Source organism: Turicibacter sp. T129, from assembly GCF_025594975.1.
Classification (GTDB): Bacteria; Bacillota_I; Bacilli_A; order MOL361; family Turicibacteraceae; genus Turicibacter; species Turicibacter bilis.
Window position 1 is genome coordinate 1 of the sequence record NZ_JAMQUU010000086.1, and the last position, 6,788, is coordinate 6,788.

Genomic DNA, 6,788 nt, shown 5'->3' on the forward strand with positions numbered 1-6,788 from the left:
TTTGTATTGACAATTCGTCATCCATAAAAAAAATCTAACGATATCGTTAGACTCTAATTCAATGTTGCTTTCACAACGTAGCGCTCTTTATTCAGACCATAATAAACAAATGGGTAACAAGTCACTAAGGTTAATACACTCTCCTCCGTCGATTCAAAAATATAAGGATCATTAGGAAGTCTAATTGAAATTTCATCAACCGCATAATAAAAAATTCCTTCAACGCTTTCAATGATAATTGGTTCTCCAACTTTAAGATCTTTTAGGGACCATAAAAATTGTTCTCGATGCCCATAAATTAAACAATTTCCTTTCCTACCTGGAAGTAATGAGAGTGGATTGTGAGCTAACCCTTGTTCAAGTTGTTCTTTCTCAACGCCTTCAATTATAATCAAAGACTCTTCTAAAAATTGAGCACGCCCAACAATGGATCCAACATCAGTTACCTTCTTTAAAGTAGCCGTCATTAGATTGGTATCTGGAAACAAAATAAATCCTTGAGCAGGTTGCCACTGTTGCAAATGCTGCTAATTAATATTCATCTTTAATAAATGATAAGAAGGAGTGAGAGTAACTATGAGCAAACTAAAAATTAAGAAAAATAAAATGATGTTATTAGACTTCTTCATGATTTAGGTATCGTACAATAAGAACGCCTAAGCAAGTTAAACTAACACCGAAACTGCTCATAAAGTAGATAGGAGAAAGGCCTGTTGTTGGCATCTTCCGTGCATCAACTACATTAATGGGCTCATGAGGAAACTCTACTTCATATAAATCAATATTAGAAGCATCAATACTCATCACTTGATACTGCTGGGATACTTCATAACCTTCTGTTGATTGTAAGACTTTTAACTCAATAAGACCAGGTGTAACTTCAATCAGTACTTCTCCTTCAGAATTAGTTCGATAAACACCTAACTGTTCTCCATCTGGCGTAAATACTCCAATTAAAACATCAGATAGTCGATTACTTTGGTTGGCTGATTCAAATGCGGATACCTTAATATAACTAATAGCTTCGGGATATGTCTGTGCTTCAACTGAAACCTTTGAAAAAAGACATAAAGTTAATAAGAGATACATGATTTTAACTATTTTTTTCATTCAATCACCTTTTTATATAAAATACTAACAGATTAATGAGCCCTCTTAACTGGACCAGATTTAAAAGACTCAAACCTCCTTAATTACTCTTAATCCTATAAACAATCATCCGTCTATGATTAACGAGAATAATTGTTTCTTATATAGATATAACTATTTTTTACTATTCATCTTAAATTATAACAACTAATCGATTAGAAAATATTTCCTTTTATCTATATCCTCTTCTGTTTATTAAAACATAATATGGTATAATAACCTCAAATTTAAAAAAGGGGGAATCCAACCTATGCTAAATGAAGCATTAATTAAAGATGTATTAGATGAAGCAATGTCATTAGGTGCAGACTTTGCTGAAATCTATGTTGAACAAACAGAATCCCAATCCATTGATATGGTTGGCGGCAAAGTAGATAAAGCCAATCGCGGACAAGATTATGGAGTTGGAATTCGATTATTCCAAGGAACAAATTCAGTGTACGGATATACAAATGATTCATCACGTGAAAACTTGTTAAAAACAGCTCGTGAAATTGCATCAGCTCTTGTAGGTGAGGTCATTAGGAAACCATTAAATCTTATTCGACAAAATATTATTAACCAACATATCATTCAAACGGATTTAAGTGAAATGCCTGCTTCACGACGTGTTGAAAAAATGCGTCAAGTGAGTGACACGATTAAACACTATCACGAATCAATTAGTCAAAGCGCTGTTGCTTTATCTGAAAAAAAACAACATGTCTTAATTGCTAACACAGAAGGAACATTAGTGGAAGATACTCGTGTCTATACTCGCCTTTTCATTCGAGCCGTTGCTTCAAATGGGAAAGAAATGCAAACGGGCGCACATGGTCCTGGGGCTTTACAAGGCTTTGAATTTATCGAAAATCTTGATCTTGATTTTTATGCTAATGATGCTGCTCGTCAAGCGGTAACCATGTTAAATGCAGGCCCTTGTCCAAGTGGAAAAATGCCAGTTGTTATCGATAATGGATTTGGAGGCGTGATTTTCCACGAAGCTTGCGGACATGGTTTAGAGGCAAGTTCTGTTGCAAAAGGGCTATCTGTCTTTGCCAATAAACTAGGTGAACAAGTAGCAAACCCAATTGTGACAGCCATCGATGACGGAACGATTCCAAATGCTTGGGGTTCTTTAAATGTTGATGATGAAGGAACACCAACACAACGTAAAGTATTAATTGAAAATGGGATCTTAAAAAGTTACATGATTGATAAATTAAATGGTCGTCGTATGAAGATGGCATCAACTGGTTCTGGACGTCGTCAAAATTATCGTTTTGCTCCAACCTCACGTATGACCAATACATTTATTGCTGAAGGTCCAAACACACGCGATGAAATTATCGCTAACACGGAGTATGGTCTTTATGCTAAAAGTATGGGGGGCGGTTCAGTTAATCCTGGAACAGGTGACTTTAATTTTGCCGTTAATGAAGGATATATTATTCGTAATGGAAAAATTGCTGAACCCGTTCGTGGTGCAACACTCATTGGTAATGGACCAGCTATTTTACACCAAATTGATATGGTCGGTGAAAACTTAGCACGCGCTCAAGGAATGTGTGGTGCTGCCAGTGGTTCAATTCCAACTGATGTTGGTCAGCCTGCTCTTCGTGTAAAAGAAATTACTGTTGGTGGAGCAAAGGGGGAATAAAAGATGATTAATTTAGATTTATTATTTGAAGCAGGATCAAAAGCAGGCTTAACAGATATGGAAGTTTATGTAGTTAAAAATGATAACTTTTCATGTAAAGTTTTTGAACAAAATGTTGATTCTTACTCTGTTTCAAAAACACAAGGCTTATCGTTTCGTGGGGTTTATGAAGGTAAGATGGGCTATACATATACGGAAAAATGTGATGATTCATCCATCCCATTCATCGTATCTAGCGTCATTGATAATGCCCTGTTAATTGAAAAAGATGAAAATGAAGAATTATATGCTGGAAATGATAACTATGTTTCTTTAAATCTTTATAATGAATCTTTTAATGAAGTCAGTGCATTAGATAAAATTAACTTCTTAAAAGAAGTAGAAAACGAATGTTTTGCTTTAGATTCACGTGTTAAATCCGTAGACTATTGTGCCTTTTCAAATGGAACAACTGAAGTTGCTCTTAAAAATACAAAAGGATTAGATGTCTCAGAACGTCAAAACTTTGCTTATACATATGTTAGTGTTTTAGTTTCTGAAAATGGAGAAAATAAAAACGATGGAGACTTCATCATTAGTACAGATTTTAATGACTACGAACCAAAATCACTGGCTAAAAAAATCGTTTCTGCCGCTCTTTCACAACTTGGAGCAACAAAAGTAAAATCAGGAACATACCCGATTGTTCTAAAAAATTTAGTTGCAGGCTCTATTTTAGAAGCGATGAGTGGTATCTTTTCTGCAGAAGCTGTTTTAAAAGACTTATCCCGATTAAAAGATAAAGTTGGAACATCTATCGCTAACCCACTGATCACGATTATTGATGATCCACATTTAGAAAATGGAATGGGAAGTTCATCATTCGATGGTGAAGGTGTGGCAACATTTGCAAAAGAAGTTATCACTAAAGGAATTCTTAATACTTACTTACATTCCTTAACAACAGCTAAAACATTTAATGTTCAGCCAACAGGAAACGCTTCGCGTGCTAGTTTTAAAAGTTCTGTCAATATTTCACCAAGTAATATGTATATTAAACCACAACAAACAAGCTTTGATGAAATCCTTCAACAAGTATCAAATGGAATTTATGTGACGGATGTTCAAGGATTACATGCAGGTTTAAATGCAATTTCAGGAGATTTCTCACTATCAGCTAGTGGATTTTTAATTGAAGATGGAAAAGTAACAAAACCAGTTCACGAAATGACGATTGCTGGTAACTTCTTTGATGTACTCAATCACATCGTCGGTGTTGGTAATGACCTTGACTTTGGTCCTTCAAATGTAGGTTCTCCAACCCTTTGGATTGAATCATTAGCGGTAGCTGGTGAATAGGAGTTACTAAAATGAAGAACCGACTCTATAATTTGATATTTCCCATTTGGATGCTGATCTTTATTCCTATGACATGGCTGATTGTTTTACCAGCTAATTTCCTCATTGATAGTCTCATCCTACTTCTTTCACTTTTTCTATTCGTTAAATCAAACTATTGGATGATTTACAAACAAACTATCCTAAAGATTTGGGGATTTGGTTTTTTATCCGACTTCATTGGTGCTCTCATTCTATTTAGTATCTATTTAAGTGATTTTTTTATCCAAAACAGTGTCATCTCTAATTGGTGGTACGATAATGTCTTTTATCCAGTTTCATATGATCCATTCAGTTCAATTTTTAGCATCATTTGGTGCTCGATTGCCGTTTTAGTTTCTGGAATCTGTATTTATGAATTCAATTACCGTGTTAGTTTTAAACAGTTATCATTAGAACCAAAAACAAAAAAGAAAATGGCATTATTACTTGCCATTTGTACTGCACCTTACTTATTTTTAGTACCAACCGCACTATTTTTCTAATAAAAAAAATCGTAGATTTCTCTACGATTTTTTTATTACTTTTCTTTCATATAGTGAATATAAAACAATTGCAATAATACTGAAGAATACTGGTCCCGCCATCATCCATAACGTTTTATCATAATCTCCTGTAGTTAATGGTTCCACAATTGAAAATACATTCGCAAATCCAACAACGGCTGTTACAATATAAGCAACAACGATTGCTACTGTTTTACTTTTATAAATTACAAATGGTTTTTTGATTTCATCTTTTCGTTTAAACGAAATGAATGCAATTGAAATAAATAAATAAGGAATGGTCATCGCAACATTCGTCATTAACACTAATTTGTCAAAGAATTTAGCGGCTGACTCCCCCCCAAATGAAACAAGTAGAATTAAAATAATCGCAATAATCGCTTGAACTTTCATTGCATTAACAGGTAATCCATTTTTGGTTTTCGTTAATGATTCTGGCCAAATTCTCTTTGGTGTTCCTTCAATTAATTGTTTCAATGGACTATATGATAACGTCATAAATGCTCCGCTTAATGCTAAGAACATTGACAATCCTACAAAACGAGCTACCCAAGAACCTATTTGAAGTGAAAGTTGTTCACTTAAACCAAGAGCATGACCTAACTCATAACCAAGATTTTGCATAATAATATATGCTACATTCCCTGTATTTACACCAGAACCTGATAAAACGCTAGTCCAATTTGTAAAGATACCGATCATAAAAATTCCAATGATATAACCTAACGAAATAATTCCCGCTGCAATTAACAGCCCTTTAGGAAATGTTTTAACGGGATTCTCCGTTTGATCGACTAATCCACCAACAACTTCTGTTCCACCAAATGCAAAAATAGCAAATGTTAAAAATGATAGTGTAGCGACAACACTTTGATAATTTCCGTTTGGTGACTTTGTAAAGGCATGCGTAACATCTGCTATTGGTTGAGCTAATTGACCTTTGTTTAAAATTAAAATTAGGATTCCACCGATTAATAGTACAATATTTAATAAAGCAACGGCTGAGCCACCAATTGATGTTACCTTTTTAATGCTTTCTAATCCGCGAGAAATTAAAACAAAAACAAGGATTAGCCAAGCCACTCCTAAAAGTCCTAGAACTTGTGTACTTGAAAGTCCAAATACACCCCATTGACTTGTTGTATCATGTCCAAAAATCATGTTTGATAATGGAATCCAAATGGTTGAAGCAACGTTCACCATCCAAATCACATAAGAAGCATACCACATAAAAATCCCAATAAATGCGTAGCGTGGTCCTACCGACTTCTCCATCCATGAGTAGATTCCACCCTTTTCATTTTTAAACGCGGCTCCAAATTCTGCAATCATGAAGGCAAATGGAATAAAATAAGTAATTGCTGCAATGATATACCAAGGAATAGCCGCATATCCCATTAAAAAGAATCCACGTGGCATATTCGCAAATCCAAAAACAGATGTAAAGATCATCAAGATTAATGATACTAATGTTAGTTTTCCTGTTGCACTTTTCGTCATTCTTTAACCTCTCTCACTAATAAAATAAACTTTACTTAATTTTTTCTCAAAACAATATTTAATTTTCTTTCTTAACATTCCCAATAGTTATACTTTTATTCATACCAATTTAACTCGAATTCTGTCAACAATTATAAAGTTTTTTTCGTCTTTTTTCCCTCTTTTTATTAAAAAGAATACGTTAAACTATTACTGTAATCGTTAACAGATATAGTTATAAAGGAGCTAAAATGATGCTAGAACCCAAACCAATTTTTAAACCTTATCAATTTGTTCAACAAATTGAATTTAAAAACAAAGATATTCATCGTCATGATTTAGGCTTAGATTATTTTGGATTTATTAAAACATCTCATGTGATTGAACGAACAATGATTGAGTATGAAATCGTCTTTGCCTCTTCAAATGAACATAGAGTATTAGAATATTCATTACGTCCACTATCAGATGATGAGATCGAAAGTCGCTTAGAACAGATTTTAAAATCGCCTGAGAAGTACCAAACATTCATTGATACTCTTCAGAGTGAACTAAACTTACAACTAGATTACCCTAATCTATTCTGCACTCAATCGCTCCCTCTTGAAATGGCACTCGAATCGAGTAGGAGATAATTA

7 protein-coding genes are annotated in these 6,788 nt (G+C 34.0%); 4 read left to right on the forward strand and 3 right to left on the reverse strand.

Annotated elements, in window-relative coordinates; translation table 11 throughout:
• Nucleotides 1-53: 53 nt before the first annotated feature.
• Together NEH75_RS12315 and NEH75_RS12320 are read right to left on the reverse strand one after the other, a co-directional pair.
• On the reverse strand, nucleotides 54-521 hold the full coding sequence (locus NEH75_RS12315; protein ID WP_144436969.1) for a class D sortase: 468 nt from the start codon (nucleotides 519-521) through the stop codon (nucleotides 54-56).
• 94 nt (nucleotides 522-615) lie between these two features.
• Nucleotides 616-1,110, reverse strand: coding sequence for a hypothetical protein (locus NEH75_RS12320; RefSeq protein WP_055305618.1), 495 nt, complete (start codon nucleotides 1,108-1,110; stop codon nucleotides 616-618).
• Between the two features lie 289 nt (nucleotides 1,111-1,399).
• On the opposite strand from NEH75_RS12320, the gene NEH75_RS12325 reads away from it, so the two are divergent.
• The 3 genes from NEH75_RS12325 to NEH75_RS12335 are packed head-to-tail and all read left to right on the forward strand — an operon-like array spanning nucleotide 1,400 to nucleotide 4,650.
• Nucleotides 1,400-2,788: a TldD/PmbA family protein gene (locus tag NEH75_RS12325; RefSeq protein WP_055305619.1), complete on the forward strand. Its 1,389-nt coding sequence runs from the start codon at nucleotides 1,400-1,402 to the stop codon at nucleotides 2,786-2,788.
• Nucleotides 2,789-2,791: 3 nt separating this feature from the next.
• Nucleotides 2,792-4,126, forward strand: a complete 1,335-nt coding sequence (locus NEH75_RS12330) for a TldD/PmbA family protein (protein ID WP_055244927.1) — start codon at nucleotides 2,792-2,794, stop codon at nucleotides 4,124-4,126.
• An 11-nt stretch (nucleotides 4,127-4,137) separates the two neighbouring features.
• On the forward strand, nucleotides 4,138-4,650 hold the full coding sequence (locus NEH75_RS12335) for a hypothetical protein (protein WP_055244925.1): 513 nt from the start codon (nucleotides 4,138-4,140) through the stop codon (nucleotides 4,648-4,650).
• Nucleotides 4,651-4,671: 21 nt separating this feature from the next.
• On the opposite strand, the gene yjeM is transcribed toward NEH75_RS12335, so the two are convergent.
• Entirely contained in the window at nucleotides 4,672-6,171 is a 1,500-nt protein-coding gene (yjeM, locus tag NEH75_RS12340) for a glutamate/gamma-aminobutyrate family transporter YjeM (RefSeq protein ID WP_055305620.1), read from the reverse strand.
• Nucleotides 6,172-6,404: 233 nt separating this feature from the next.
• On the opposite strand from yjeM, the gene NEH75_RS12345 reads away from it, so the two are divergent.
• Nucleotides 6,405-6,785 carry a hypothetical protein gene (locus NEH75_RS12345; RefSeq protein WP_055305621.1) on the forward strand — a complete coding sequence of 127 codons (381 nt, stop codon included), beginning with the start codon at nucleotides 6,405-6,407 and terminating at the stop codon, nucleotides 6,783-6,785.
• The last annotated feature ends 3 nt before the right edge of the window (nucleotides 6,786-6,788 follow it).

Excerpts from the sequence above, each read along its gene's own strand:
- NEH75_RS12320 (WP_055305618.1), bottom strand. The coding sequence starts at position 1,110 with ATGAAAAAAATAGTTAAAATCATGTATCTCTTATTAACTTTATGTCTT.
- NEH75_RS12325 (WP_055305619.1), top strand. The coding sequence starts at position 1,400 with ATGCTAAATGAAGCATTAATTAAAGATGTATTAGATGAAGCAATGTCA.
- NEH75_RS12330 (WP_055244927.1), top strand. The coding sequence starts at position 2,792 with ATGATTAATTTAGATTTATTATTTGAAGCAGGATCAAAAGCAGGCTTA.
- NEH75_RS12335 (WP_055244925.1), top strand. The coding sequence starts at position 4,138 with ATGAAGAACCGACTCTATAATTTGATATTTCCCATTTGGATGCTGATC.
- yjeM (WP_055305620.1), bottom strand. The coding sequence starts at position 6,171 with ATGACGAAAAGTGCAACAGGAAAACTAACATTAGTATCATTAATCTTG.
- NEH75_RS12345 (WP_055305621.1), top strand. The coding sequence starts at position 6,405 with ATGCTAGAACCCAAACCAATTTTTAAACCTTATCAATTTGTTCAACAA.